Raw genomic sequence first — 1,230 nt, 5'->3', positions numbered from 1 at the left:
AAGGCGTCGGTACTCATCGAGGAGGTGCCGTCGGTGCGGGGTGCGGTGCGTGAGGCGGGGATGCCGGGTCCGGACGTACGAGCGGCCAGCGCTGCGGGGCTGATGGGCTGCAGGCGGTCGTTGGACAAAGAGCACTCCCCCAGTAACCGGACGCCGTCGAGACCGCTCCTATTGTCACCTGCTGGTGCGTCAGCCCGGTGCCATACACACGCCAGGGAGCCTCGTCCGCCACCGTCTCGGGAGCCGGTCAGGGCAAAGCATTCGTTGTGTATTCGTGTTTCACGATGTACTTTGGTCGTATCGAGCCGGGCGCTCCGGCCTCTCTTCCTTCTTCCTCCACCGCATCAGCGCGGCCGTACTCGGCTACGGCTGCACGGAAAGGCGCGTTTGCCATGTCCAGGAAGCACCGCGACTTCACCTTCTCCGCTCCCATCGTTTCGGCGGACGATCCACACGCCAACACCATCGCCTCCGCCATCGTGGCGATCGAGGCCCAGTGCGGTGAACGGGAGGGGTGGAACCGTCCCTCCCGCCTCTTCACGCTGCGTCTGCTGCCCGGCGATCGGGTGGAGACGGCTCTGTATCCCGAGGCCATCTGGAACCCCGGCGGCGTCAACCCCGCCGACGCCTTGAGGGGGCTGAGCAGCTCGCTGCCGCCCGTCCCGGACCTTCTTCTGCCCGCCGACGCGGCTCAGGCGCCCGTCTGTGCGGTCGGGTTCATGTTTGAGGGCTGGATGCGCGACACGACCGTCTCGCTGCCCCCGGATGTGGAGCGGCTCCGGCAGATGGGCATGCGGGTGAACCATCTGCTGCCCAACCGGCGGGAAGTCCGGCTCGTGCACGCCGTTGATCTCAACCAGCGCACCTTCCACGTGAAGCGTCACCGGGGTGGAGAGGCGGACGTACGGGTCGCCGGTGGGCGGGACGACGCGGCGGGGCCGGAAGGAACCGTCTCCCTCGCTCTGGCCCGCATCATGCACGCCATGCGCAACGGCGAACAGGTCATTCCCGGTCAGCCCGCCTGATCATCACCCGTCCCGGCCGACGGGCAGTCCTCCCGGCGGCCGGGCCCCACCCAAGGAGTGCCATGCACCGGTTCCCCATGCTGTTCCGCTTCATCGCGAGCGGCGCCACGCCCGAGAACGCCTTCGCCCTCTACGCCGCCGCAGACCGAGAACTCCCGGTCGACCTGTTCTCGCCCCGCGCGGACCTGACGAAGGTGGACCGCGT

General features: G+C 68.5%; 1 protein-coding gene. It reads left to right on the top strand.

Annotation, left to right across the window (positions count from 1 at the left end; all coding sequences use genetic code 11):
- The first annotated feature begins 392 nt into the window (after window positions 1-392).
- Window positions 393-1,025 carry a hypothetical protein gene (locus ABZ281_RS49875; RefSeq protein ID WP_356665520.1) on the top strand — a complete coding sequence of 211 codons (633 nt, stop codon included), beginning with the start codon at window positions 393-395 and terminating at the stop codon, window positions 1,023-1,025.
- Window positions 1,026-1,230 lie beyond the last annotated feature (205 nt).

The organism is Streptomyces sp. NPDC006265 (genome assembly GCF_040613555.1).
Taxonomy (GTDB): Bacteria; Actinomycetota; Actinomycetes; order Streptomycetales; family Streptomycetaceae; genus Streptomyces.
Note: the sequence above shows the minus strand (reverse complement) of the source record. Positions and strands in the feature narration are given on the sequence as shown.

Excerpts from the sequence above, each read along its gene's own strand:
- ABZ281_RS49875 (WP_356665520.1), top strand. The coding sequence starts at position 393 with ATGTCCAGGAAGCACCGCGACTTCACCTTCTCCGCTCCCATCGTTTCG.